At 67.5% G+C, this 24,491-nt stretch carries 22 protein-coding genes; 14 read left to right on the top strand and 8 right to left on the bottom strand.

Annotation, left to right across the window (positions count from 1 at the left end; genetic code table 11):
- Positions 1-105 precede the first annotated feature (105 nt).
- A complete protein-coding gene (locus CA234_RS11845) occupies positions 106-990 on the bottom strand; it encodes a diacylglycerol kinase family protein (protein WP_125974440.1) in 885 nt (294 codons plus the stop codon).
- A gap of 113 nt (positions 991-1,103) precedes the next feature.
- Here CA234_RS11845 and CA234_RS11840 point away from each other — a divergent pair, with 113 nt between their 5' ends.
- Positions 1,104-2,477, top strand: a complete 1,374-nt coding sequence (locus CA234_RS11840; RefSeq protein ID WP_125974439.1) for a deoxyribodipyrimidine photo-lyase — start codon at positions 1,104-1,106, stop codon at positions 2,475-2,477.
- 6 nt (positions 2,478-2,483) lie between these two features.
- Here the strand turns inward: CA234_RS11840 and CA234_RS11835 are convergent, their stop codons facing one another.
- Both CA234_RS11835 and rnd read right to left on the bottom strand, forming a co-directional pair.
- Entirely contained in the window at positions 2,484-2,774 is a 291-nt protein-coding gene (locus CA234_RS11835; protein WP_125974437.1) for an I78 family peptidase inhibitor, read from the bottom strand.
- On the bottom strand, positions 2,771-3,946 hold the full coding sequence (gene rnd / locus CA234_RS11830; RefSeq protein WP_126001778.1) for a ribonuclease D: 1,176 nt from the start codon (positions 3,944-3,946) through the stop codon (positions 2,771-2,773). Before rnd ends, CA234_RS11835 begins: the two co-directional genes overlap by 4 nt.
- A 147-nt stretch (positions 3,947-4,093) precedes the next feature.
- Between rnd and aspS the strand changes: the two genes are divergently transcribed.
- Genes aspS through CA234_RS11815 form a run of 3 tightly spaced genes read left to right on the top strand, consistent with a single transcriptional unit; the run spans position 4,094 to position 7,714 of the window.
- Entirely contained in the window at positions 4,094-5,896 is a 1,803-nt protein-coding gene (aspS, locus tag CA234_RS11825) for an aspartate--tRNA ligase (protein ID WP_125974433.1), read from the top strand.
- 16 nt (positions 5,897-5,912) lie between these two features.
- Positions 5,913-6,929, top strand: a complete 1,017-nt coding sequence (locus CA234_RS11820; protein ID WP_125974431.1) for a 2-hydroxyacid dehydrogenase — start codon at positions 5,913-5,915, stop codon at positions 6,927-6,929.
- A gap of 8 nt (positions 6,930-6,937) precedes the next feature.
- Positions 6,938-7,714 (top strand): polyphosphate kinase, encoded by a 777-nt coding sequence (locus CA234_RS11815; RefSeq protein ID WP_125974429.1) that lies wholly within the window; start codon positions 6,938-6,940, stop codon positions 7,712-7,714.
- A gap of 37 nt (positions 7,715-7,751) precedes the next feature.
- On the opposite strand, the gene CA234_RS11810 is transcribed toward CA234_RS11815, so the two are convergent.
- Positions 7,752-8,381, bottom strand: coding sequence for a carbonic anhydrase (locus tag CA234_RS11810; protein ID WP_125974427.1), 630 nt, complete (start codon positions 8,379-8,381; stop codon positions 7,752-7,754).
- Between the two features lie 130 nt (positions 8,382-8,511).
- Here CA234_RS11810 and lipA point away from each other — a divergent pair, with 130 nt between their 5' ends.
- Positions 8,512-9,444 carry a lipoyl synthase gene (gene lipA, locus CA234_RS11805; RefSeq protein ID WP_126001777.1) on the top strand — a complete coding sequence of 311 codons (933 nt, stop codon included), beginning with the start codon at positions 8,512-8,514 and terminating at the stop codon, positions 9,442-9,444.
- On the top strand, positions 9,444-9,941 hold the full coding sequence (locus tag CA234_RS11800; RefSeq protein WP_121076933.1) for a type II toxin-antitoxin system RatA family toxin: 498 nt from the start codon (positions 9,444-9,446) through the stop codon (positions 9,939-9,941). Before lipA ends, CA234_RS11800 begins: the two co-directional genes overlap by 1 nt.
- Here the strand turns inward: CA234_RS11800 and CA234_RS11795 are convergent.
- Both CA234_RS11795 and CA234_RS11790 read right to left on the bottom strand, forming a co-directional pair.
- Positions 9,866-10,402, bottom strand: coding sequence for a CinA family protein (locus tag CA234_RS11795; RefSeq protein WP_125974423.1), 537 nt, complete (start codon positions 10,400-10,402; stop codon positions 9,866-9,868). The genes CA234_RS11800 and CA234_RS11795 overlap by 76 nt on opposite strands.
- 39 nt (positions 10,403-10,441) lie before the next feature.
- Positions 10,442-11,599 carry a bifunctional 2-C-methyl-D-erythritol 4-phosphate cytidylyltransferase/2-C-methyl-D-erythritol 2,4-cyclodiphosphate synthase gene (locus tag CA234_RS11790; protein ID WP_126001776.1) on the bottom strand — a complete coding sequence of 386 codons (1,158 nt, stop codon included), beginning with the start codon at positions 11,597-11,599 and terminating at the stop codon, positions 10,442-10,444.
- A gap of 145 nt (positions 11,600-11,744) precedes the next feature.
- On the opposite strand from CA234_RS11790, the gene dusB reads away from it, so the two are divergent.
- From dusB to hflX, 7 genes are all read left to right on the top strand, one after another.
- Positions 11,745-12,743: a tRNA dihydrouridine synthase DusB gene (gene dusB / locus CA234_RS11785; RefSeq protein WP_126001775.1), complete on the top strand. Its 999-nt coding sequence runs from the start codon at positions 11,745-11,747 to the stop codon at positions 12,741-12,743.
- Positions 12,719-13,828 carry an ATP-binding protein gene (locus tag CA234_RS11780; protein ID WP_125974417.1) on the top strand — a complete coding sequence of 370 codons (1,110 nt, stop codon included), beginning with the start codon at positions 12,719-12,721 and terminating at the stop codon, positions 13,826-13,828. Before dusB ends, CA234_RS11780 begins: the two co-directional genes overlap by 25 nt.
- On the top strand, positions 13,825-15,264 hold the full coding sequence (gene ntrC / locus CA234_RS11775) for a nitrogen regulation protein NR(I) (RefSeq protein WP_125974415.1): 1,440 nt from the start codon (positions 13,825-13,827) through the stop codon (positions 15,262-15,264). Before CA234_RS11780 ends, ntrC begins: the two co-directional genes overlap by 4 nt.
- 94 nt (positions 15,265-15,358) lie before the next feature.
- Complete coding sequence (locus tag CA234_RS11770) at positions 15,359-17,626, top strand: ATP-binding protein (RefSeq protein WP_125974413.1); 2,268 nt, start codon at positions 15,359-15,361, stop codon at positions 17,624-17,626.
- Positions 17,623-19,002 (top strand): sigma-54 dependent transcriptional regulator, encoded by a 1,380-nt coding sequence (locus CA234_RS11765; protein WP_125974411.1) that lies wholly within the window; start codon positions 17,623-17,625, stop codon positions 19,000-19,002. The genes CA234_RS11770 and CA234_RS11765 overlap by 4 nt, the downstream gene beginning before the upstream one ends.
- Positions 19,003-19,066: 64 nt before the next feature.
- The gene (gene hfq / locus CA234_RS11760) at positions 19,067-19,618 is read left to right on the top strand and encodes an RNA chaperone Hfq (RefSeq protein WP_277600097.1); all 552 of its coding nucleotides are present in this window, start codon (positions 19,067-19,069) and stop codon (positions 19,616-19,618) included.
- A gap of 7 nt (positions 19,619-19,625) precedes the next feature.
- Positions 19,626-20,918, top strand: coding sequence for a GTPase HflX (gene hflX, locus CA234_RS11755; protein WP_126001774.1), 1,293 nt, complete (start codon positions 19,626-19,628; stop codon positions 20,916-20,918).
- A 147-nt stretch (positions 20,919-21,065) separates the two neighbouring features.
- Here hflX and mazG read toward each other — a convergent pair whose 3' ends face one another.
- Together mazG and CA234_RS11745 are read right to left on the bottom strand one after the other, a co-directional pair.
- Positions 21,066-21,818, bottom strand: coding sequence for a nucleoside triphosphate pyrophosphohydrolase (gene mazG / locus CA234_RS11750; protein WP_126001773.1), 753 nt, complete (start codon positions 21,816-21,818; stop codon positions 21,066-21,068).
- Between the two features lie 77 nt (positions 21,819-21,895).
- Positions 21,896-23,227 carry an MFS transporter gene (locus tag CA234_RS11745; protein WP_125974405.1) on the bottom strand — a complete coding sequence of 444 codons (1,332 nt, stop codon included), beginning with the start codon at positions 23,225-23,227 and terminating at the stop codon, positions 21,896-21,898.
- A 129-nt stretch (positions 23,228-23,356) separates the two neighbouring features.
- Between CA234_RS11745 and cyoA the strand changes: the two genes are divergently transcribed.
- Positions 23,357-24,490, top strand: coding sequence for a ubiquinol oxidase subunit II (gene cyoA / locus CA234_RS11740; RefSeq protein WP_125974403.1), 1,134 nt, complete (start codon positions 23,357-23,359; stop codon positions 24,488-24,490).
- Position 24,491 lies beyond the last annotated feature (1 nt).

The following is a 24,491-nucleotide window of genomic DNA, read 5'->3' as shown; positions in this document are numbered from 1 at the left end:
CACCCTCACCCTTCCGCCGCTTCGCGGCGCCCTCCCTCTCCCGCCTGCGGGAGGGGGAGGGGACCATCGCACTAGCGATGGGGAGGTGAGGGTGACTTTACCAAGCTACTCCGTCTCGCGCGGCACCATCACGTCGATCACCGCAGCCGCCACCTTCGCCGTCACCGGCGTGTTGGCCAGCACCTCGCCGTCGATCGAGATCGGCAGCGACGGTTCGGTCGCCACCCGCAGCGACTTGCCCCGAAACGTCACCGTATCCTCCCTGCGTGCCTCTAGCCGCAGCACGGAGGCCGCCCAGTTGCGGACCAGCCGCGACTTGGTCGGGCCCTTCACCACCTGGACGACGATCTCGCCCGAGGCGACGCTGGCCTCGTCGACCAGCTCGGTGCCGCCATGGAACGGGCCGTTGGAGATCCGCACCTCCACCGCAAGCACGCGCTGAGCGTTCGCACCCTCGCCGACGATCACGGTGAACGGCTTGAACTTGACGAACTGCAGCACGGCCCAGCTGAGATAGCCCATCCGCCCGAACCAGCGCTTGGCATTGTGCGGCACGGTCTGGGCGATCTGCGGCGACAGGCCGATCGCGGCGGTGCTGGCGTAGTAATCGTCGTCGATCATGCCCAGGTCTATGCGCTTGGGCGTACCCTGCAGGATCGCGTCGATCGCCCCGTCGACGTCCAGCGGGATACCGAGCGAGCGCGCGAAGCTGTTGGCAGTGCCGAGCGGCAGCACGCCCAGTGTCACGCCCTTGCCGACCAGCGTGTCGACCAGCCCGCTGATCGTGCCGTCGCCGCCGCCGAGGATTACCAGCTCGGGCTTTTTCGCCAGCATTTCGTCCAGCACCGCCTCCAGCCGATCGGGATCGTCAACGGCGTGCGCATCGACGGGCATGTCCTGCTCGCCGAAGCGGGCGCAGGCGCGGTCGAACCAGTCCTGGCCGTGGCGGGACTTGGTGTTGACGACCATCGCCGCCGATGTGAATGCCATGGGGATCCCTCGATTGATGACGGCAGCGTAACGCCTGCCGTCGCCGATCGGGTCCATGCCCCCTGATCCAGCGGACAGGTGGCCCTGGTTCGCACTTGCGCGTTTGTACGCCTATGACCGCACCCGTCCTGCTCTGGTTCCGCCGCGACCTCCGCCTTGCCGATCACCCCGCGCTCGTCGCCGCTGTGGAGGCGGGGGCGGTAATCCCGGTCTATGTGCTCGACGACGAGACGGCGAAGCACCGTGCGATGGGCGGCGCCTCGCGCTGGTGGCTGCACCACAGCCTGATGGCGCTCGACGCGGCGCTGCGCGAGAAGGGCTCTCGGCTGATCCTCCGCCGGGGAAAGAGCGACGCGGAATTGGCGCGTCTCGCCGAGGAGACCGGGGCGACGACCGTGCACGGCATCCGCCATTACGAGCCTTGGTGGCGCAATGCCGAGCGGTCGGTGGCGCAGCGGCTGACGCTCTGCTGCCACGACGGCAATTACCTGCTGCCGCCCGGCGCGGTGACGACGGGGGCGGGCCAGCCCTACAAGATCTTCACGCCTTTCTGGCGAGCGCTGCGCGAGCGCCTGCCCCCGGCGCCGCCGCTGCGGGTGCCGCAGAAGATCGGCGCACCGTCCAAATGGCCGAAGAGCGACACGCTGGAAGAGTGGGACCTGCTACCGACCAAGCCCGACTGGGCCGGCGGCTTCCGCGAGGAATGGACCCCCGGCGAGGCCGGCGCGCACCAGCGGCTCCGGCGCTTCCAGGACCATGCCGCCCGCTATGACGACACCCGCAACCTGCCCTCGATCGAAGGCAGCTCGCGCCTCTCGCCGCACCTCCATTTCGGCGAGGTCTCTCCCGCGCAGGTGTGGCATGCTGTCGAGGATGCGGGCGGGCAGGTGGAGGAATATCTGCGCGAGTTGGGCTGGCGTGACTTCACCCAGAACCTGATCTGCCAGTTTCCCGATTATGCCGCCAAGAACGGCCGTCCCGCCTTCGACAAGATGGAATGGCGGAGCGGCAGGGATGCCAAGGCCGATCTCCGCGCCTGGCAGCTCGGGGAAACCGGCTACCCGATCGTCGACGCGGGCATGCGCCAGCTATGGGCGACCGGCTGGATGCACAACCGCGTGCGGATGATCGCCGCCAGCTTCCTGATCAAGCACCTGCTGATCGACTGGCGGGAGGGCGAGCGCTGGTTCTGGGACACGCTGGTCGACGCGGACTACGGAAACAACTCTGTCAACTGGCAGTGGGTCTCGGGCTCGGGCGTCGACTCGAGCCAGTGGAGCCGGGTAATGGCGCCGCTCACCCAGTCCGAGAAGTTCGATGCGGCGGGCTATATCCGGCAATGGGTGCCCGAACTCGCCAAGCTGTCCGACGCCGTGATCCACGATCCCGAGGCGGCAGGGTGCCGCCCCGCCGCCTATCCGCCCAAACGCATCGACCACCGCGAGGCGCGGGAGCGCGCGCTTGCGGCGGGTCGGGCGGTCCGCTGAGTGGCTTCAGCCGCAGCGGGCGTCGGTGATCGTGCCGGCGGCGTCGACGTGCAGGTTCAGTCGGTCGACGCGGAAGTCCATCGTCACCGCCGAGCCCGGCGCGATCCAGCGCACGCGCTTGGCGCCCGAGCGGGCAAGCGCGTCGGCCTCGATCGCGGGCGAGCGCTGCTTGCCCTTGAGGTCCTGCACCCGGTTGGCGTCGCATTCAACCATCGGCGGCAGTGGTTCGGCTTTCTTCTGAGGTGCGCAGGCGGCAGCGGTGGCCGCCAGCGCGAGCAGGGTCAGGGCGCGGATCATGCCGGATCCTCGGTGCGGCTCATCTTGAGCTTGCCGTTGCGCACCGCGAAGCCGAGCTGGCCTTCGACCAGCGCCAGCGCGTCACGGCCGAACTGCTCGTAGCGCCAGCCTTCCAGGATCGGCAGGTCCTTGCGGACCCCAGCGGCGAGCGCCTCCAGATCCTCCGAACGGGCGAGCAGCCGCGGGGCGACGTTGACTTCCTTGGCGCGGATCTTGAGCAGCAGCTTCAGCAGATCGGCAACCAGCGCACCGTCCTTGCCGAGCGACGGCTTGCGCTCCTCGCGGCCGGGCATCTCGTCGGCCGGCAGCGGCTTCGACTCGGCGATTGCCGCCATCATCCGCCCGCCGATATCGTTGCCTGCCCAGGCGGCGGAAAGACCGCGCACCTTGGCGAGATCGCTCTGCTTGCGCGGCGGATTGGCGGCGAGGTCGGCCAGCGTCTCGTCCTTGACGATGCGGCCGCGCGGCAGATCCTTGCCCTGCGCTTCCAGCTCGCGCCAGCGGGCAAGTGCCTTGAGGCGGCCGAGCACCTCGGGCTTGCGGCTGTTGATGCGGACGCGCTGCCAAACCTGGTCGGGATCGTTGCGATAGTTCTCGGGATCGGAGATTCGCTCCATCTCCTGGTCGAGCCATACGCCGCGGCCGGAATTGCGTAGCTTTTCCAGCATCTTGGGGAAGATCTTGGAAAGGTGGGTCACGTCGGCGATGGCATAGTCGATCTGGCGCTTGTCGAGCGGGCGGCGCGCCCAGTCGGTGAAGCGGGCGCCCTTGTCGACGACGACACCGAGATAGGTGTCGACGAGGTTCGAATAGCCGATCTGCTCGCCCTGGCCGAGCGCCATCGCGGCGACCTGGGTGTCGAACATCGGGTGCGGGGTCTTGCCGGTCAGGTTGTAGACGATCTCGATATCCTGCCCGCCGGCGTGGAAGACCTTGAGCACGTCCTCATTCTCGACGAGCAGGTCGAGCAGGGGCCCCATGTCGAGGTCCGGGGCCATCGGATCGATCGCCGCGGCCTCCTTATCGTTCGCGACCTGGATCAGGCAGAGCTCGGGCCAGTAGCTGTTTTCCCGCATGAACTCGGTATCGACCGTGATGAAGTCGGACTTCGCGAGGCGCTTGCAGAGATCGGCGAGGGTGACGCTGTCTTCGATCAGACCATGAATGTGCATCGCATGCCCATATACCGGTCTTCGGGTTGACAAAAGTGGGGTGTGACCGGAATGCGCGCGGTCATAGTGTTTCAATATCGTCGCGCCGGCCCATTCCGGCACCGCGCCACCGGGCGGGGATGACGACAAGGTGAGAAGAACCGCAACATGCACGCCTATCGCACCCATACCTGCGCCCAGCTCCGCTCCGCGGACGTCGGGCAAACCGTCCGCCTGTCGGGCTGGGTGCACCGCAAGCGCGACCATGGCGACCTGGTGTTCGTCGACCTGCGCGACCATTACGGCATTACCCAGATCGTCACCGACGCGAGCGGCCCGGCCTTCGATGCGATCGAGTCGCTGCGCTCCGAATCGGTGATCACCGTCACGGGCACGGTGGTTGCGCGCGATGCCAGCGTGGTGAACCCGAACCTGCCGACCGGCGAGATCGAGGTCCGCGCGGCGGAGGTGACCGTCCAGTCCGCCGCCGCCGACCTGCCGATGCCGGTGTTCGGCGAGCAGGAATATCCCGAAGAGATCCGCCTGCGGAACCGCTATCTCGATCTGCGCCGCGAGAAGGTCCACAAGAACATCCTGCTGCGCTCGAACGTGATCGCGTCGCTGCGCAGGCGGATGATCGACCAGGGCTTCACCGAGTTCCAGACGCCGATCCTCACCGCGTCGAGCCCCGAGGGCGCACGCGACTATCTCGTCCCCAGCCGCGTCCACCCGGGCAAGTTCTACGCGCTGCCGCAGGCGCCGCAGATGTTCAAGCAGCTGCTGATGGTCGCCGGCTTCGACCGCTATTTCCAGATCGCACCCTGCTTCCGCGACGAGGACGCCCGCGCCGACCGCAGCCCGGGTGAATTCTACCAGCTCGACTTCGAGATGAGCTTCGTGACGCAGGACGACGTGTTCGCCGCGATCGAGCCGGTGCTGCACGGCGTGTTCGAGGAGTTCGCAGACTGGGAGGGTATGGGCCGCAGCGTGAGCGCGCTGCCGTTCAAGCGCATCCCGTACCGCGAATCGATGCTCAAATACGGCAACGACAAGCCGGACCTGCGCAACCCGCTGGTGATCACCGACGTATCGGACTTCTTCAAGGGCTCGGGCTTCGGCCGCTTCGCCTCGATCGTCGAGGGCGGCGACGTGGTCCGCGCGATCCCGGCGCCGGGCACCCACGAGAAAAGCCGCAAGTTCTTCGACGACATGAACAGCTGGGCGCAGAGCGAAGGCTTCCCCGGCCTCGGCTATGCGACGCAGAAGGACGGCGTGTTCGGCGGCCCGATCGCCAACAACCATGGCCAGGATGGCATGAAGGCGATTGCCGAAGCGATGGGCCTCGGCCCGAACGACGGCATCTTCTTCGCCGCCGGCAAGGAAGCCCAGGCCGCCAAGCTCGCCGGCCTGGCGCGCACCCGCGCTGCCGAGCAGCTCGAGCTGATCGACAAGAAGCGCTTCGAGTTCTGCTGGATCGTCGACTTCCCGATGTTCGAATATGACGAGGACGCGAAGAAGGTCGATTTCAGCCACAACCCCTTCTCGATGCCGCAGGGCGAGCTGGAGGCGCTGGAGACCAAGGATCCGCTCGACATTCTCGCCTATCAGTACGACATCGTCTGCAACGGCATTGAGCTGTCCTCGGGCGCGATCCGGAACCACAAGCCGGAGATCATGTACAAGGCGTTCGAGATCGCCGGTTATACCCAGCAGGATGTCGACACCAACTTCTCTGGCATGATCAACGCGTTCAAGTTCGGCGCGCCGCCGCACGGCGGTTCGGCCCCGGGTGTCGACCGCATCGTGATGCTGCTCGCCGACGAGCCGAACATCCGCGAGGTGATCGCCTTCCCGATGACGCAGAAGGCCGAGGACCTGATGATGCACGCGCCCTCGGCGGTGAGCGACAAGCAGCTCAAGGAACTGCACATCCGCCTGGCACCGGGCGTCGACGGCCCCAAGGCCGGCTGAGCGGAAGGGGGCGGTCATGCGCGTCGCGGTGTTCAACACCAAGGCCTATGACCGCCGCTTCCTTTCCGAGGCGAACGCGCGCTTCGGCCACGACCTCACCTTTCTCGAACCCCGTCTGGACGTGCTGACCGCGCCGCTGGCGGCAGGGCACGAAGCGGTGTGCGTGTTCGTCAACGACGGCGTCGACGGGACGGTGCTGGAAGCGCTGGCGAAGGTCGGCGTCCGGCTGGTGGCGCTGCGCTGTGCCGGCTTCAACAATGTCGATCTCGCCGCGGCCGAGCGGCTGGGCATCGCCGTGGTGCGGGTGCCGGCCTATTCGCCGCATGCGGTGGCGGAGTTCACCGTCGGGCTGCTGCTGGCAGTCGACCGCCAGATCCCGCGCGCCTGGGCCCGGGTGCGGGAGAACAACTTTGCGCTCGACGGGCTGATCGGCCGCAACCTGCACGGCCGCACGGTCGGCGTGGTCGGCACCGGAAAGATCGGCGCGCTGGTCGCCCGGGTGCTCCGGGCCGGCTTCGGCTGCACCGTACTGGCCAGCGACCTTCATGCCGATCCCGAGCTGGAGGCGATCGGCGTCCGCTATGTGCCGCGCGACGAGCTGTTGCGTACCGCCGAGATCGTGACGCTGCATTGCCCGCTCACGCCCGAGACGCATCGGCTGATCGACGCCAAGGTGATTGCCGAAGCGCGCGACGGGCTGGTGATCGTCAACACCAGCCGCGGCGCGCTGATCGACACGGCGGCGCTGATCGATGGGCTCAAGGCACGGAAGGTGCGCGCCGTTGCTCTCGACGTGTACGAGCAGGAGGCCGACCTGTTCTTCGAGGATCTCTCCAACGAGATCATTGCCGACGACCAGTTCCAGCGGCTCCTTACCTTTCCCAACGTCCTCGTCACCGGCCACCAGGCCTTCCTCACCGAGGAGGCGTTGTCCGCGATCGCCGAGACGACGCTGGCGAGCATCGCCGATTTTGAGGCCGGGCGGCCGCTTGCCAACCGCGTCGATGCAGCCTTGATCGCGCCTGCTCGTTAGGGGCTCCCATGACCATCGATCTTTCCGACTACGAGACCGGCGAACCCTTCGACGGTGACTACGAAGCCGAGCTCGCCAAGCTCCAGAAGCGTCTGAGCCATATCCAGACGGCGCACATCATCCACAAGCGTCGCGCGATCATCGCGCTGGAGGGCTGGGACGCGGCGGGGAAGGGCGGGGTGATCAAGCGCCTCACCGCGGAATGGGACCCGCGCTATTACGAAGTCTGGCCGATCTCGGCACCGACCCAGGAAGAGCTCGCCCATCATTTCCTCTGGCGCTTCTGGCAGCGGCTGCCGGCGCAGCACAATATCGCGGTGTTCGATCGCACTTGGTATGGCCGCGTGCTGGTCGAGCGCGTCGAGGGCTATGCCAGCGAGACCGACTGGCGGCGCGGCTATGCCGAGATCAACGATTTCGAGGCGCAGCAGGTCAACAACGGCGCGACGCTGATCAAGATCTTCCTGCACGTGACGCAGAAGACCCAGGACAAGCGCCTGCGCGACCGGCTGACCCATCCGTGGAAGCGGTGGAAGACCGGCATGGACGACTTCCGCAACCGCGCGCGCCGGGCAGACTATCTCGATGCGATGCACGCGATGTTCCACGAGACCGACACCCCGCACGCGCGCTGGACGGTGATCGACGGCAACAACAAGAAGGCCGCGCGGATCGCAGCGCTGACCGCGATTGCCGATCAGCTGGAGAAGCACGTGCCGATGGTGCCGCCCGAGCTTGATCCGGCGGTGGTGAAGGTCGCTACAGAGGCGCTGGGGAAGTTCTGAGTTCGCGATCCTCCCCGTGCCGGGGAGGATCTTCAGGTTACGCCGCCGCGAAGGTGCCTTCGTCGTCCATCACATGCAGCATCCCATCCGCAATGGCGAAATAGGCACCGTGGATGGTCAGCTTGCCCGCCGCTTCGCGCTCGGTGACGAACGGGAAACTGCGCAGGTTGCGTAACGAGACGCGCACCGTCTCGTGCTCCATCGCGCGCACCGCTTCCGGCCCCTCGCCATGTTCGGCGCGAACCTTCTCGCGCGCCTCGTCCAGCATATCGACCCAATGCGCGATGAACCCGCCCTCACCATGCTCCGCATCGGCGAAGCGCTGGGTCAGTGCCGCATGCGCGCCGCCACAGGCGCCATGGCCCATCACCACGATCTCTTCCACCTTCAGCTGCGTCACCGCGAACTCCAGCGCCGCGGACACGCCGTGGCGACCGCCATCGGTCTCATAGGGCGGGACCAGGTTCGCCACGTTGCGCACGACGAAGATTTCGCCCGGCAAGGTGTCGAAGATCTGCGCCGGATCGACTCGGCTGTCCGAGCAGGCGATCACCATCACCTTGGGGCTCTGCCCCTCGGACAGTTGGGCCCAACGGGCGCGCTGCTGGCTCCAGCCTCCGGTGCGGAAGCGGTGATAGCCACCGATCAGTTCCCTGAATCCTGCCATATGCTCTGTTTACCTTTCCCGATGCTGCTTGTCGATGTCGACAACGCGCCCGCGCCGCTTGCGCTCCGTGCAACGCCATGCGCTATTTCCGGGACTGGCGAAACGCGTCCGGGCGCTCTATCTGCCCCCCATGAACGAGCAGACTCCGCTGCCGCGCCCCGAGCGCGTCCGCAAGCCCGACTGGATCCGCGTCAAGGCCCCGACCTCGGAAGGGTTCGCCAAGACCCGCGCCCTGATGCGCGCCAAGAGCCTCAACACGGTTTGCGAGGAAGCCGCCTGTCCGAACATCGGCGAGTGCTGGACCAAGAAGCACGCGACGGTGATGATCCTGGGCGACGTCTGCACGCGCGCCTGCCGCTTCTGCAACGTCAAGACGGGCATGCCGCGCAAAGTCGATCCGCTCGAGCCGCAGCACGTTGCCGAGGCGGCGTTGCAGATGGGCCTGGAGCATATCGTCATCACCTCGGTGGACCGCGACGACCTGCCCGACGGCGGCGCCAGCCAGTTCGTCAAGGTGATCGAGGCGATCCGCAAGGTGAGCCCGACCACCACGATCGAAATCCTCACGCCCGATTTCCGCAACAAGCACGAGGCTGCCGTCGAGGCGATCGTCGCCGCGCGGCCGGACGTGTACAACCACAATCTGGAAACCGTCCCCAGGCTCTATCCGATGATCCGTCCGGGCGCGCGCTATTATGCCTCGCTGCGGCTGCTGGAGACGGTGAAGCGGCTCGATCCGTCGATCTTCACCAAGTCGGGCATCATGCTCGGCCTGGGCGAGCAGCGCCTGGAGGTCCACCAGGTGATGGACGACATGCGTTCGGCCGACATCGATTTCCTGACGATGGGCCAGTATCTCCAGCCGACGCCGAAGCACGCCAAGGTCGAGGAGTTCGTGACCCCGCAGAACTTCCAGGCCTATGGCGCGATCGCGCGGGCGAAGGGCTTCCTGCAGGTCGCATCGAGCCCGCTCACGCGCTCCAGCTATCACGCCGGCGAAGATTTCGCCGAGATGCGCGCGGCCCGCGAGGCCAAGCTGGCAAAGGCGAGCGCCAAGGCCTGATGCCCAAGCACAGCGAAACCCGGCATCTCCCCTATACGCCGGAACAGATGTTCGATCTGGTCGCCGATGTCGCGCGCTACCCCGAGTTCCTGCCCTGGGTGAGCGCGATGCGCGTCCGCTCGTCGAGCGACACCCAGGTCGTCGCGGACATGATCGTCGGCTTCAAGGGGCTGCGCGAGACCTTCACGTCGCGCGTCACCAAGGCGCGGCCGGAGACCGTCCATGTCGAATATGTCGACGGGCCGCTCAAGCACCTGTCCAACGACTGGAAGTTCCGGCCGGACGGGCAGGGCGGCTGCTATGTCGATTTCTGCGTCGACTTCGCGTTCAAGAACCGGGTGTTCGAGATGCTGGCAGGCCAGGTGTTCGACCGCGCGCTCCGCAAGATGATCGGTGCGTTCGAGGAGCGCGCGGCGAAGCTTTACGCCGCTTCGGGCTCCTCGACCGGTACCTCGGGCGACGGCATCAACAGGTCGAGCGCGCACAACGCCGCCTGAAGGCGGATGCCGCCGCGGCCGTCATTCTCGAAATGGCGCGCGTCGGCGACGACGTGCTTGGGATCGGCGCCGCGGATCGCCTGGGCGAAGACGACGGTGCCGACCGGCTTGTTCTCGGTCGCCCCGCCCGGACCCGCGATGCCGGTGATCGCCACCGCGACATCGGCCTTGGTGCGCTCCAGCACGCCCTGCGCCATGCTCCAGGCAACCGCGATCGAGACGGCGCCGAAGGTCTCGAGCACGTCGAGGCTCACCTTCAGCACGTCCATCTTGGCGTCGTTGGAATAGGTGACGAAGCCGGCGTCGAAGACGTCGGACGAACCCGGCAATTCGGTCAGCGCGGCGGAGACCAGGCCGCCGGTGCAGCTCTCGGCGACGGCGACGCGGCGGCCGGCGGCGCGGTTCGCGTCGATGACCTTGCGCGCGGCTTCTACGAGCTCGGTGGGAAGAATCGTGTCCATAACGGCGCCCCCTTGCCATTGGATGAAGGGTGTTACGAGTCAGTTCCTTGCAGGTACCCGTACGGTTGCGACAGCCTGCGCCGCCATGCCCTCGCCGCGGCCGGTGAAGCCCAGGCGTTCGGTGGTGGTGGCCTTGACGCTCACCTGTCCCGGATCGAGACCGAGGATCGCCGCGATCGAGGCGCGGATCGCCTCGCGGTGCGGGCCGATCTTGGGCGCCTCGCAGATCAGGGTCACGTCGATGAAATCGAGGATACCGCCTTCTGCTGCGACCAGCGAGGCGGCATGTTCGAGGAAGCGGGCGGAGGCCGCCCCCCGCCATTGCGGGTCGCTGGGCGGGAAATGCATGCCGATGTCGCCCGCGCCGATCGTGCCGAGCAGTGCATCGGTGATCGCGTGGAGCGCGACATCGGCGTCGCTATGGCCCGACAGGCCCTTGCTGTGCGGAATGCGCACGCCGCCGAGCCACAGTGCCTCGCCCTCGGCGAAGCGGTGCACGTCGTATCCGGTGGCGGTGCGGACGCGCATCGCGGCGGCCAGCCGCGTCTCGGCGGCGGCGAAATCGGCGGGGTGGGTGATCTTTTCGAGCATCGGGTCTCCGGGGACGAGGGCGACCTGGCCGCCGAACGCGCGCAGCATCTGGGCGTCGTCGGTCGCCTCCTGCTCGGCGGGCCAGCGGCGGTGCGCATCGAGAATGGCGTCGAAGGAAAAGGCCTGCGGGGTCTGGACACGGTATAGATCGTCGCGCGGGACGGTGTCGCCGATCCGCGCGCCTTCGCCGCGTACCAGCGTGTCGGCGACGGGGAGGGCGGGAATTGCGCCGCCCTCGGCGTCCAGGCTGGTGAGCAGGTCGTCGATCACCCGTGCCGGCAGGAAGGGCCGGGCGGCATCGTGGATCAGGACATGGGTGAAGCCACCGGCGAGCAGCGCCTCCAGCCCGTTCCGCACCGACTCGCGCCGGGTGGCGCCGCCCGTGACGAAGGGCGTGGTGCCCAGTGCGGCTTCGAGCAACGCCTCCTGGCCCTCGCCGATCACGGTCAGTACCGCGCCGATCTTGGGATGGCTGCTCAGCGCGTGATGGGCATAGGCGAGCAGCGGCTTGCCGCCGAGCAGGGCATATTGCTTGGGCACGCTGCCCCCGGCGCGGGTGCCGCTGCCGGCGGCGACGAGGATGGCGGCGGTCCTGAACGCGGTCATGGCGGAGCGCCTAGCGAAGTTTGCGGGGCAGCGGTAGGGCCGCCGAGGGCCGGGCAATGCTATGTCACGGCCGGATGAATTTCCGCGACCTTGCCCTTCGCGCTCGGGATCGCTACATCACCTGCCTGATTTTCAGGCAGAATTGATGCGCGAACTCGCCCCCATCCAGATCGGCCCCGTGACGGTCGAAGCCCCGGTGCTGCTCGCGCCGATGACCGGCGTTACCGACCTGCCGTTCCGGCGCGCGGTGCGGCGCTTCGGCTCGGGCCTCAACGTCACTGAGATGATCGCCAGCGCCGCCGCGATCCGCGAGACGCGGCAATCGGTGCAGAAGGCGGCGTGGGACCCGATCGAGGAGCCCGTTTCGATGCAGCTGGTCGGCTGCACGCCGCACGAAATGGCCGAAGCGGCCAAGCTCAACGAGGATCGCGGCGCGTCGATCATCGACATCAACATGGGCTGCCCGGTCCGCAAGGTGACCAATGGCGATGCCGGCTCGGCGTTGATGCGGGATCTCGACCATGCCGGCGCGATCATCCGCGCCTGTGTCGATGCGGTGAAGGCGCCGGTGACGGTCAAGATGCGGATGGGCTGGGATCTCGACAGCCTCAACGCCCCCGAACTCGCCAGGATCGCGCAGGATCTCGGCGCCAAGCTGGTGACGGTCCATGGCCGCACCCGCAACCAGATGTATCGCGGCTCGGCCGACTGGCGCTTCGTGCGCCGGGTGAAGGACGCGGTCTCGATCCCGGTGATCGTCAACGGCGACATCTGCTCCGTGGCCGATGCGCGCGAGGCGCTGGCCCAGTCGGGTGCGGACGGCGTGATGATCGGCCGCGGCGCCTATGGCAAGCCGTGGATCCTCCGCCAGGTAATGGACGCGCTGACCGGCAAGGGGGACAAGCCCGAACCGTCGATCGAAGAACAATATCGCGTGATCACCGAGCATTATGTCGAGACCCTCGGCCATTACGGCAACGAGGTCGGCGTCAACATGATGCGCAAGCATCTCGGCTGGTACACCAAGGGGCTGCACGGCTCGGCCGAGTTCCGCAACAAGGTGAACCAGGTCGTCGATCCGGTGAAGGTGCTCGACATGCTGGCGGAGTTCTACGAGCCGTGGCTTTCCCGCGCGGCGGCCTGAAGCGGTTCCGCCCGCAAACCGTCGAAGGACCAAGTTTCGCCGAACTATTCGGCGCGCTGCCGGTAGCAGTGCTCGTGCTCGATCCCGACGGGCGCATCGCCCATGCCAATCCGGCGTGCGAGGTACTGCTCAACCATAGCGAGACCAGCATGGTCGGCCAGCCCTATGACGCGGTGCTGCTGCCGCCCGAGGACTATGCCGATCGCCGCGACGGGCGCGGCTTCGCGGCGTTCGATGCCGAGATCGAGGCGGTGCGCGGTTCGCGGCTGCGGGTCGACTTCCTCGAAAGCCAGGTGCCGGACCATCCCGGCTGGCGGATCGTGACGCTTCACCATGCCCCCCAGGCGCGCAAGATGAACCACGGCCTCGACCGCACCGCCGGCGCCCGCGCGGCGACCGGTGCGGCGGCGATGCTTGGACACGAGATCAAGAACCCGCTTTCCGGCATCCGCGGCGCGGCCCAGCTGCTCCAGAGCGGCGGCGATCCCGAGACGAATGGCGAGCTCACCCGGCTGATCACCACCGAGGTCGATCGCATCGCCGCGCTGATCGACCGGATGCAGGATTTCACCGACACCCGTCCGCTCGATCTCGCGCCCACCAACATTTATCCGCTGCTCGACCATGGCCGCCGCGTCGCGCTGGCGGGCTTCGCGCGCGGGATCGTGATCGAGGAATGGTTCGACCCCTCGCTGCCGCCGGTGCTGGTCGATCGCGACGCGTTCCTCCAGGTGCTGATCAACCTGCTCAAGAACGCAGCCGAGGCACTCAAGGGCCTCGCCCAGCCGCGCATCATCCTGTCGACCGCCTTCCGCCACGGCATGTCGGTCAATGCCGGTCCCGGCCAGCCGCGCCGGCCGCTTCCGATCGAGATCTGCGTGATGGATAACGGCCCCGGCGCCCCCGCCGATATCGCCGAGCATTTGTTCGAGCCGTTCGTCTCGGGCAAGCCGGAGGGCAAGGGGCTGGGGCTGCCGCTCGTCGAGAAACTGGTGCGGGACATGGGCGGGATCGTCCAATATGCCCGCGAACGCGAACCGGAGGTTACGGTGTTCCGCATCCTGTTGCCGCGAGCCTCGGCATGACGCCCGGCTCGGTTCTGGTCGTCGATGACGACGCCGCGATCCGCACCGTGGTCGCCGCCGCGCTCAAGCGCGAGGGGCACCGCGTCGCCACCGCCGCCAGTGTCGCGGAACTTCGGCGGGCGCTCACCACCGGCGTGCCCGATGTGCTGGTTACCGACGTGGTGCTGCCCGACGGCAACGGGCTCGACGTCGTCTCCGGCCTGATGGCGGAACACCCGGCGCTGCCGGTGATCGTCTTCTCGGCGCAGAACACGCTGGCGACGGCCGTGCGCGCCACGGAAGTCGGCGCCTTCGACTATCTGCCCAAGCCGTTCGACCTCGATGCGCTGACCCATGCGGTGCAGAGCGCGATGGCGCGCGGCCGCCGCCGCCCCGCCGACCAGCCCGATGCCGAACAGGGTGGGGGACCCTCGCTGATCGGCCGCTCGCCGGCGATGCAGGAGGTGTATCGGGTGATCGCCCGCGTCGTCTCCAACGACCTCACGGTGCTGATCAGCGGCGAGTCGGGGACCGGCAAGGAGCTCGTCGCCAAGGCGATCCACGACCTCGGCCCCCGCCGCCGTGCGCCCTTCGTCGCGCTCAACATGGCGGCGATCCCGCGCGAGCTGATCGAGGCTGAGCTGTTCGGCCATGAACGCGGCGCCTTCACCGGCGCGCAGGCACGCGTCGCCGGCAAGTTCGAGCAGGCGGCCGGCGGCACGTTGTTCCTCGACGAGATCGGCGACATGCCGATGGATGCGCAGACGCGGCTGCTGCGGGTACTCCAGTCGGGCGAGTTCACCACCGTCGGCGGCGCCCGGACGATCCGCGCCGATGTCCGCATCGTCGCCGCGACCAACAAGGATCTCGCCCAGCTGGTCCAGGTCGGCCAATTCCGCGAGGACCTGTTCTACCGGCTCAATGTCGTGCCGATCAGCCTGCCGGCCTTGCGCGAGCGCCGCCAGGACATCCCGCTGCTCGCCCGCCATTTCCTTGACCGCGCCGCCGAGGACGGGTTGCCGCGCAAGCAGCTCGACAAGGACGCGGTGGCGCTGCTCGAGACGCTCGACTGGCCGGGCAATGTTCGCGAGCTGGAAAACCTGATGCGTCGCATCGCTGCACTCTCGCGTGACGAATGGATCGATGCCGCCGCGCTCCGCCGTGCGCTGGGCGATGGCGGCGGCGTGCTGCCGATCGCGCGTGATGCGGGCATCGAGGCGGCGATCCGGGCCCGGCTGGAGCGGATCGCGCTGGAGGAGCCGCGCTCGCTCGATGATGGCACGCTCTACGACCGCATCATCAGCGAAGTAGAGCGCCCGCTGATCGAGATGATGCTCGCGCGCCACCAGCAGAACCAGCTGCGCGCCGCGCGGGCGCTCGGCATCAATCGCAACACACTGCGCAAGCGTCTGGATACGCTGGGGATTGCGACGCGCGGAGACGACCCGACAAGCTGAAGACACGCAATCTGCGGCGGACCGATGCCTATGGGTGACAAATCCGCAATATTATGTGTTCTTTTGGCCACAATCCCCGTGTACACAGGGGGCAATGGTCGCCGTAGCTCCAACGAGTCTCGATAGCCCTGAAGATTGGTCGCGCCCCGGACGGGCGTTTCGGCTGGTCGAAATGCTGGTGGTCGCGCTGGCCGTGGCTACCCCGGTGATCACCTACTGGTTCGTTCGCCAGCACTCCAACCAGCAGCTGTTCAGCCCAGGCGTCGCGGCTGCGCTGCTGCTCGTCAATCTCCTCCCCTATGTGGCGCTGATCGTGCTGATCGGGCGGCGGATCGCGCTCAAGCGCACTTCTCGGTCGGCGTTGGCGGGGGGCGGGCGGCTGCACGTGCGGCTGGTCGCGGTATTCTCACTGATGGCCAGCGTGCCGATCGTGCTGGCGGTGATCGCCGCCTCGATCATGTTCCAGTCGGGTATCCAGCTCTGGGGATCTGAGCGCGCGCGCGCGGCCCTTACCTCCACCCAGGCGCTCGCCAACGAGGGCAAGTCGCTGGTGATCCAGCGTTGGAAGAGCGAGGCGCGGCAGATGGTGAGCGACATGCTCGAAACCGCGCCCAAGGTGCCCGAGCGCTCCGCCGTGTTCGAGGACTGGTTCCTACGCCAGACCTATTTCCGCCAGTTCTTCCAGTCGGTGCTGTTCCGCGTGATCGACGGCAAGCGGGTCGAGGCGCTCTATGCCTATGAGGCGCCCTCCGCGCCGACCTTCACCCGCCGCGTCTCGGGCAAGGTGCTCAAGGTGCTGCGGGACGAGGACAGCTATATCAACTACGACTCCGAGGTCGTGTGGGTGGTGACGCCGGTCGACCGCTCGGCGAACCTGTTTCTCTATGTCGCCACCCCGAACAATGTCGACTTTCTCAACCGCCAGAACCTCGCGTCGGATCGTATCGGGCACGAATATACCGCGCTGATCGCCCGCTCGCGTTCACTCCAGCTCCAGTTCAACGCGGTGTTGTTCGGCGTCGCGCTGCTGATCGTCGGCATCGCCACCTGGATCGCGCTGGCGGTGGCGGACCGGCTGGTTCGCCCGGTCGACCAGCTCGTCCAGGCGGCAGGGCAGGTGGCGGATGGCGACCTCAGCGCGCGGGTGCCCACGCCGGAGCGGATCGACGAGATCGCCACGCTCGGCATCGCCTTCAACAGCATGACCGAGCGGCTGCAGGACCAGACCAACGCGCTGGTCACCGCCAATGCCCAGCTCGACAGCCGCCGTGCGCTGATCGAGGCGGTGATGTCGGGCGTGTCGGCGGGGGTGATCGCGATCGGTGGCGACCACCGCGTGCGGCTGATCAACGCCTCGGCGATTGCGCTGCTACGCCATGCCGCCGAGCAACCGGTCGGCCAGCCGCTGGAGGCGCTCGCCCCCGAGCTCGAGACGATGCTGGCCAGCGGCGAGCGCGAGGGGATCGTGCAGATCGCCAGCGGCGGCGAGGCGCGGACGCTGGCGGTGAAGGTCACCACCGACGAGGGCGGCCAGGTGCTGACCTTCGACGACATCACCCAGCAACTCAACGACCAGCGCCGCGCCGCCTGGGCCGACGTCGCCCGCCGCATCGCGCACGAGATCAAGAACCCGCTCACCCCGATCCAGCTCGCCGCCGAACGGCTCCAGCGTCGCTATGGCAAGCAGGTCGACCAGAGCGACGGCGTGTTCGCGCGGCTGACCGAGACGATCGTCCGCCAGGTCGGCGACCTGCGGCGGATGGTCGACGAGTTCTCGTCCTTCGCGCGGATGCCCAAGCCGATGTTCCGGCGCGAGTCGCTGCTCGACATCGCCCGCCAGGCGATGTTCCTGCACGAGGTCGCGCACCCGGCGCTGCGCTTCACCCTCGACGCCCCCGATCCGGCGCCCACGCTGGTGTGCGACCGCCGCCAGATCGGCCAGGCGCTGACCAATGTCGTCAAGAACGCCGTGGAAGCGATCGAGGCGCGCAACGAGGCGGCCGGGGAGGGGGCGGATCTGCCGCAGGGCGAGGTGCATCTCACCATCCAGCCCGAGGCCGACGACAAGCTGGTCCTCACCCTCGCCGACAACGGCGTCGGCCTGCCGGTCGAGCGCGACCGGATCGTCGAACCCTATATGACGACGCGCAGCCGGGGCACCGGCCTGGGCCTCGCCATCGTCAAGAAGATCGTCGAAGAACATTGCGGCACGATCGGCTTTGCCGACCGCCCCGGCGGCGGCACCTGCGTGACGCTGTGCTTCGATACCGCGATGCTTGCCAGCGTCGCACTCACGGAGACGCCGGACAACGCGAAAGACGCGCGCCCGGCCATGCTCACCCGGATCGGAAGCAGAACATGAGCCTGGACATTCTCGTCGTGGACGACGAGCGCGACATCCGCGAACTGGTAGCCGGCGTGCTGGAGGACGAGGGGTACGCCACCCGCAACGCTGCCGACAGCGATTCGGCGCTCGAGGCGATCGCCGAGCGCCGGCCGAGCCTGGTGTTGCTCGATGTGTGGCTGCAGGGCTCGCGGCTCGATGGACTGGAACTACTCGACGAGATCAAGCGGCGCGATCCCTCGATCCCGGTGCTGGTGATCTCGGGCCATGGCAATCTCGATACTGCGGTGGCGGCGATCCGCCGCGGGGCCTCCGACTTCATCGAGAAGCCGTTCGAGGCCGAGCGGCTGCTGCTGATGGTTGCCCGCGCGACCGAGACCGAGCGACTCCGCCGCGAAGTCGCGTCGCTGCGGGCGGTGACAGGGCGGGGGACCGACCTGCAGGGCACGTCGACCGCTATCAATACGGTGCGCGCCACCCTCAAGCGCGTCGCCTCGACCGGCAGCCGCGTGCTCATCACCGGCGGCGCGGGCGTGGGCAAGGAAGTCGCGGCAAGGCTGCTCCATGGCTGGAGCCAGCGCGCCGACGCCCCCTTCGTGGTCGTCAGCGCCGCGCGAATGACCCCCGAGCGCGTCGACGAGGAGCTGTTCGGCGTCGAGGAGAGTGGCGACCTCGTGCGGCCCGGCCTGCTCGAACAGGCGCATGGCGGTACGCTGTTCCTCGACGAGATCGCCGACATGCCGGTTGCGACCCAGGCGCGGATCCTGCGCGTGCTGACGGACCAGAGCTTCAGCCGTGTCGGCGGCACCCGTGTGGTGAAGGTGGACGTGCGCGTGGTCTCCGCCACCGCGCGCGACCTGATGGCGGAGATCGCCGCGGGGCGTTTCCGCGAAGACCTCTATTACCGGCTCAACGTGGTGCCGGTGCCGATCCCTGCGCTGACCGATCGCCGCGAGGACATCCCCGCACTGGTCGAGCATTATGTCGCCCATTATGCCTCCGAGCGCCGCGTGCCGACTCCGGAGATCGCGGCCGATGCGATGGTCGCGCTGCAGAGCTATGACTGGCCGGGCAATGTCCGCCAGCTGCGTAACGTCGTCGAGCGCACCGTGATCCTCGCTCCGGGCGACCGGATCGGGCGGATCGACGTCGACCTGCTGCCCCCCGAGGTGCTGGGCCGCCAGAACGACGGCGGCAGCGGCATGGCCTCCAACGCAATCATGGGTGCCCCGCTCAAGGAAGCGCGCGAGAGCTTCGAGCGCGAATATCTGCGCGTCCAGATCCGCCGCTTCTCGGGCAACATTTCCCGCACGGCGAGCTTCATCGGGATGGAGCGCTCGGCCCTGCACCGCAAGCTCAAGCTGCTCGGCATCACCGACGCGCGGGAGGATTGAGCCGCTATGGACGGAAGCGTGCGAAGCCCCTAGATTGGATCCCGGCGCCGGGGTGGCGCCGACCCTGACGCCGGGAACGGCGCACCGCGGGACAAATCCCGCCAAGAATAAATGGAGCCACCATATGGCAGAGAAGCAGACTTCGCTTCAGGACCTGTTCCTCAACTCACTGCGCCGGTCGAAGACGCCGGTGACGATGTTCCTCGTCAAGGGCGTCAAGCTCCAGGGGATCGTCACCTGGTTCGATAATTTTTCGGTGCTGCTCCGCCGCGATGGCCAGTCGCAGCTGATCTACAAGCATGCCATTTCCACCATCATGCCCTCGGGCCCGATGGACCTTGCCGCGCTGCTCACGGCGGCGGGTGAGTATCAGCACAAGAACCCGGTGCTGCAGGAAATCTTCCTGAACGCAGTGCGCAAGCAGCAGGAAAACGTCACTATGTTCCTGGTGAACGGCGTGATGCTGCAGGGCCAGATCGCCGCGTTCGACCTGTTCTGCATGCTGCTCCAGCGCGAGGGCATGGCCCAGCTGGTCTACAAGCATGCGGTTTCCACCGTGCAGCCCGCGCACCCGCTGAACCTCGCCGAGGAAACCAACGGCGGCGACGAAGATTGATCCTCGCATGAGCACTGGTTTCGAGCGCGACCCCGACGAATTCGCGCGGGGCGCACGCGCGCTCGTCGTCTATCCGGACATGGGCGGAAGCTCGCGCGACGCCGAGGCGCGGCTGGAGGAAACCGCCGGCCTCGCCGCGGCGATCGGCGTCGACGTCGTCGAACGGGTCGCCGTCCGGCTGCGCCAGCCCAAGCCGGGCACGCTGATCGGCTCGGGCCAGGTGGAAGCCCTAGCCGAGACGGTCCGCGACGGCGAGCTTCAGCTCGCGGTGTTCGATGCGGCGCTGACGCCGGTGCAGCAGCGCAACCTCGAAACCGCGCTCGGCTGCAAGGTGATCGACCGCACCGGGCTGATCCTCGAAATCTTCGGCGAGCGCGCGCGTACTGCCGAAGGGCGATTGCAGGTCGAACTCGCGCATCTTGATTACCAGGCGGGCCGGCTGGTGCGCAGCTGGACCCACCTCGAGCGCCAGCGCGGCGGCTTCGGCTTCCTCGGTGGCCCGGGCGAGACCCAGATCGAGGCCGACCGTCGGCTGATCCGCGACCGCATGGCGCGGCTGCGGCGCGAGCTCGACCAGGTCAGCCGCACCCGCACGCTCCACCGCGACCGGCGCCAGCGCGCGCCCTGGCCGGTGGTCGCACTGGTCGGCTATACCAATGCCGGCAAGTCGACGCTGTTCAACCGGCTGACCGGCGCCGGCGTGATGGCGGAGAATTTGCTGTTCGCCACGCTGGACCCGACGCTGCGCCAGATCGCGCTCCCGGGGATCGACAAGGCGATCTTGTCGGACACGGTGGGCTTCGTCTCCGAACTGCCGACCCAGCTGGTTGCGGCGTTCAAGGCGACGCTGGAAGAGGTGGTCTCGGCGGACCTGCTGATCCATGTCCGCGACATCGCGCATCCCGACACCGAGGCGCAGCGCGTCGATGTGGAAAAGGTGCTCCAGGAAATCGGCGTGTCCGAGCAGACGCCGCGCTTCGAGGCGTGGAACAAGCTCGATCTACTCGACGCGGAGCAGCGCGAGGAAGCCCTGGTAATGGCCGCGCGCCGGACCGACGAGGTGCGGGTGATTTCGGCGCTAACCGGGGAGGGCGTCGATGCGCTGGTCGAGGCCGTCGCCGGGCGGCTGACCGAGGGGCATCGCCGCTACACGCTGCGGCTCGACCCTGCCGATGGCGCCGCGGCCGCGTGGCTGCACCAGCATGGCGACGTGATCGAGCAGCATATCGAGGACGAGCAGGCCGTGTACGAAGTCCGCATGGCGCCGCGCGATTACGAGCGGTTCGTCACGCGGGGGTAATTCCGCCCGGTTTTTCACCCTCACCCTTCCGCGGCTTCGCCGCTCCCTCCCTCTCCCGAAGGGAGAGGGAACGTGGCCCTCTCCCTTCGGGAGAGGGAGGGAACCCGCCGCCGAAAGCGGTGGGGAGGGTGAGGGTGACGTACCCCATCACCCCCGTTTCACCTCTTGCCACAGCGCTTCCTTGCCCTCCATGTCGAGCCCCACGAACGCCTCGCCTGCGCGGTCCTCCATCGCCTTGAAGCGCCGTTCGAACTTGCCGTTCGCCGCGCGCAACGCCGCTTCGGGCTCGACCCCCAGCTTGCGGGCATAGTTCACCACCGCGAACAGCAGGTCGCCCACCTCCTCGGCGCGGTGGGCGTCGTTCTCGGCCGTTTCGACCTCCTCCAGTTCCTCCAGGATCTTCGCCCGCGCGCCGCTGGCGTCCGGCCAGTCGAACCCGGTGCGCGCTGCGCGCTTCTGGAGCTTCTCGGCGCGCAGCAGCGCGGGCAGGCCGATCGCCACTCCGTCGAGCGCGCTCGATTCCCCCTTGGCGCCGCGCTCCTCGGCCTTGATGACTTCCCAAAGATGGTGCCCGCCCTCGGCCACGTCGCCGAAGATGTGCGGGTGGCGACGCTCCATCTTGTCGCTGATCGAGGTAACCACGTCCGCGAGCGCGAACTGCCCGGCTTCCTCGGCGATGCGGCTGTGGAACACCACCTGGAGCAGCAGGTCGCCCAGTTCGTCCTTCAGCTCGACGATGTCGCCGCGCTCGATCGCATCGGCCACCTCATAGGCCTCCTCGATCGTATAGGGGGCGATCGTCTCGAAGGTCTGCGCCACGTCCCATTCGCAGCCGCGTTCGGGATCGCGCAGGCGCTCCATGATGGCGACCAAGCGATCAATGCCGGTGGGGGACGTCATGCAAAAGGCCTCCTGAACGCGGGTGCGGTCAGGAGGCCTTTGGAGGTCGCGCACGGCTTAGGCAAGCCGCGCGAGCGTCAGTCGAGGCGGCGCCCCAACTCCTTGTTGAAGTAGAGCGCGATCAGCGTGCCGGCAGCGCCCGAGAGCAGGTACAGGCCCGAGGCGATCACCCCCCAGTTGGCGGCCAGCAGCAGCGCGGCGAGCGGCGCGAAGCCGGCGCCGAACAGCCAAGCAAGGTCCGAGGTCAGCGCCGCGCCGGTATAGCGCGCCCGCTTCGGGAAGTTGCTGGCGACCGCGCCCGAGGACTGGCCGAACGCTAGGCCGAGCAGGATGAAACCGAGCACCATGAACACCGTCTCGCCGGTGTTGCCACGTTCGAGCAGCTGCGGCGCGAAGCCCGAATAGGCGGCGATCGCGGCCGCGGTATAGCCGAGCAGCGAGCGGCGACCGATCCGGTCGGCTAGGATGCCCGAGATCACGATGGCGACGAGGCCGCAGGCAGCCGCACCAACCTCGATCAGGAGGAAGCGAGTGAGGTCTTCATTGGTGTAGAGCGCGATCCACGACAGCGGGAACACGGTGACCATGTGGAACAGCGCGAAGCTGGCCAGCGGTGCGAAGGCACCGATGATGATGTTGCGCCACTGCGCCTTGATCGTCGCGGTGACGCGCGAGGGGGTGAGTTCGCGGCTCTCGAACAGCTTCACATATTCCGGTGCCACGACCATGCGCAGGCGGGCGAACAGCGCGACCACGTTGAGCGCGAAGGCGACGAAGAACGGGTAGCGCCAGCCCCAGCTCATGAAGTCCGCCGAGTCGAGGGCGCTGACGAAATAGGCGAACAGCCCGCTCGCCACCATCAGCCCGAGCGGGGCGCCGAGCTGCGGCACCATCGCGTACCAGCCACGACGCGAAGGCGGGGCATTCAGCGCCAGCAGCGAGGCTAGGCCGTCCCAGGCGCCGCCCAGCGCCAGACCCTGCAGCACGCGGAGCGTCGCCAGCAAGATCGCCGACCAGATGCCGACCTGCGCATAGCCGGGCAGGAATGCCATGGTCACCGTTGCGGTACCGAGCAGGAACAGCGCCAGCGTGAGCTTCGCGCCGCGTCCATGACGGCGGTCAATGCGCATGAAGATCTGCGTGCCGATAGGACGGGCGATGAAAGCAAGCGGGAAGAGGGCGAACGACCAGAGCGTGCCGGTCACGCGATCCATGTAGGGAAACACCAGCGCCGGGAAGACCAGCACCGAAGCGATCGCATAGACGAAGAAGTCGAAGAACTCGGATGTTCGTCCGATGATCACGCCGATGGCGATATCGCCGGGGCGGAGGTGATCGTCACCGTGCGAGGTGTTGATCAGGCGGGCGTCATGTTCGATCTGCGTCGAACCAAGCTGAGCATTGGCCATGGGGATATGTCTACCGCAAAGCTTTGGGGAAAGCACCTAGGGAAACTCTCGGGTTGCAGCCATGGGACAAATTGTCCTATTTCGCACCCGCACAACCCCTCCTAACTCGCGGCCGCTATGTTTCGATCCATGACCCCGTTTCGTCGTGCCCTCAGGCCGACGGCCCTGATCGCTACCCTCGCTGCCCCGCTGATCCTCGGCGGGTGCGACCTTGTCGTGATGAATCCGTCCGGCGATGTTGCACGGCAGCAGGCCGACCTGATCCTCTGGTCGGTATTTTTGATGCTGCTCATCATCGTGCCGGTGATGATCCTGACGGTGGTTTTCGCGATCAAGTATCGCGCGAGCAACACCGAGTCGGAATATGCTCCGGACTGGGATCACTCGACCCGGATCGAGCTGGTGATCTGGTCGGCCCCGCTGCTGATCATCATCGCGCTCGGCGCGCTGACCTGGCTCACGACGCACCAGTTGGACCCGTACCGGCCGCTGGACCGCATCGCGCCGGGCAAGCCGATCCCGGCCGGCCAGGAGCCGCTCGAGATCCAGGTCGTCTCGCTCGACTGGAAGTGGCTGTTCATCTATCCCGAGCAGGGCGTCGCCACGGTCAACGAGCTGGTGCTGCCGGCCGATCGCCAGGTGCGTTTCCGCCTGACCTCGTCGAGCGTGATGAACACCTTCTACGTGCCGGCGCTGGCGGGCATGATCTACACGATGCCGGGGATGGAAACGAAGCTCCACGCGGTGATGAACCGCGTCGGCACCTTCGAGGGCGTGAGCGCCAACTATAGCGGCGCTGGCTTCTCCGATATGCGCTTCCCGACCCTGTCGGTCGACGCCGCCGGCTTCGACCAGTGGGTGGCCAAGACCAAGGCCGCCGGCGGCGCGCTCGACGCGACCCAGTATCTCACGCTCGAAAAGCCGAGCGAGAAGGTGCCGGCGATGCACTTCGGCACGGTTCAGGCCGGCCTGTTCGACCGCATCGTCCAGATGTGCGTGAAGCCCGGCACCGCCTGCGGCCACGGCATGATGCACCATGGTGCGGGTGCCCAGGAAGTCGCCCCTGCGGTAAACAACCGTCCAGGCGAAGGCGCCGATGGCGCGCTGATGAAGTCGCCGGATGAAATGAAGACCAGTCCGCACCTGACCCATCCGCACGGCGCTCCCGCCGGCCATAGCGAACCCGGCGCGGATTCGAACCGTAACATGACCCGCATGGACGCGCCGGCCTATCCCGGTCGCGCGGCGGCGGGCGAGGCTTGAG

This window comes from Sphingomonas sp. ABOLE (genome assembly GCF_003950455.1).
GTDB classification, from domain to species: Bacteria; Pseudomonadota; Alphaproteobacteria; order Sphingomonadales; family Sphingomonadaceae; genus Sphingomonas; species Sphingomonas trueperi.
This window is presented reverse-complemented; position numbering and strand designations above follow the sequence as displayed.